At 69.2% G+C, this 1,621-nt stretch carries 1 protein-coding gene; it reads right to left on the reverse strand.

Going from position 1 to position 1,621, the window contains the following annotated elements:
- Positions 1 to 193: 193 nt before the first annotated feature.
- Positions 194 to 1,396 (reverse strand): IS110 family transposase, encoded by a 1,203-nt coding sequence (locus tag ACFYZJ_RS39370; RefSeq protein WP_388577216.1) that lies wholly within the window; start codon positions 1,394 to 1,396, stop codon positions 194 to 196.
- Positions 1,397 to 1,621 lie beyond the last annotated feature (225 nt).

The following is a 1,621-nucleotide window of genomic DNA, read 5'->3' on the forward strand; positions in this document are numbered from 1 at the left end:
GGAGTTTCAATGACCGAGTCAAGGTCGTGGGCCGCCCCACCAGCGGGCGGCATCTCGCCTCGGAGATCGTCTGTGCCTCAGCCGAGGAAAGTCAGCCACGACGGCGGGCATGCCGACCGATCAGGCGCGCGTGTGCCTCGCTGCACCCCCGCCGGCCTCAGCCACGCTGCTGGCTCTCTGGCCTCGGTCTGAGTCAAGCCGTCTGCGTGATGGGCGGGGTGGGAGTGAAGGCCCGGTCGTCGCGCAGGAGGGCCCACAGCACACTGGTGCGGCGTCGTGCGAGGGCGATGACGGCCTGGACGTGTTTGCAGCCCTCGCCGCGTTTCTTGAGGTAGTACTCCCGGTTGGGGCCGTCGCGGATGATGCTGGTCTGCGCGGAGAGGTAGAAGACTCTGCGCAGGCGGCGGCTGTAGCGCTTGGGGCGGTGCAGGTTGCCGGTGCGGCGGCCGGAATCGCGTGGGACAGGGACCAGGCCGGCGGCTGAGGCAAGGTGGCCGGCGTCGGTGTAGGCGGTCATGTCGCCCGCGGCGACGACGAACTCGGCTCCGAGGATGGGGCCCATGCCGGGCAGCGACTCGATGATCTCGGCCTGTGGGTGGGTGCGGAAGGTGTCGCGGATCTGCCGGTCGATGCGCCTCAGCCGGTCGTCCAGGGCCAGGATCTGCGTGGCCAGGTCGGCGACGATCTGTGCGGCGGTGTCCTCGCCGGGCAGTGCGGTCTGCTGGGCCCGGGCGGCTTCCACGGCCGTCGCGGCCACGCTGTCCGCGTCGCGGACACCTCGATTGGCCAGCCAAGAGGTCAGGCGGGCCAAGCCGCGTCGGCGCAGGGCGGCTGGGGTCTGGTAGCCGGTCAGCAGGACCAGTGCGCCCTTGCGGGCCGAGTAGTCGAAGGCGCGCTCCAGGGCGGGGAACATGCCCGTGAGCACGTCGCGGAGCCGGTTGACCGTCCGCACCCGGTCGGTGACCAGGTCGGTGCGGTGAGCGGTCAGTAATTCTAGGTCGGCGGCCAGCTGCGCGGGCACCTCAAGAGTGGCGAAGTCCCTGCGGTGGCGGGCGGTTTCGGCGATGACATAGGCGTCGCGGGCATCCGTCTTGGCCTCGCCCCGGTAGGCGCCGGCCATGCGGTTGACGGTGCGGCCGGGCACGTAGACGGCCTTTTGGCCGTGGGCTGCCAGCAACGCCAGTAACAGTGCCGAGGACCTGCTGGAGATGTCCACCGCCCAGTGCACCTCATCGGCCAGGTCCAGGATCTCGCCAAGTGCGGTCAGGATCGCTGACTCGTCATTTTCGATCTTCTTCGACCACAGGGTCGCGCCGGTCTCGTCGACCACCGCGGCCCAGTGATGGCCCTTGCCCGCGTCGATACCGACCCATATCCGGGCCCGCTGTTTGCTCACGCGTCCCTCCCGCAGCCGAGTTCCCTGCCGTCAGGCCCGTAGGACACCCCGTCGTCAGCTCCGTAAACAGCGACCCGTTCCGCGCATTTCAATCAGCGACCAGGGCGCCCAGAAGGACCGGACGGCCACTCCAGGCAAGCCACGGTCGGCAAGCTGCTTTGAAGCCACATCCGGCCCTCCCGGGCCACCGAACAACTTACGGAGCTGCTTTGGCGCGAGTGATCA

Origin of the sequence: Streptomyces sp. NPDC001848 (assembly GCF_042891915.1) — a bacterium.
Lineage (GTDB): Bacteria > Actinomycetota > Actinomycetes > Streptomycetales > Streptomycetaceae > Streptomyces.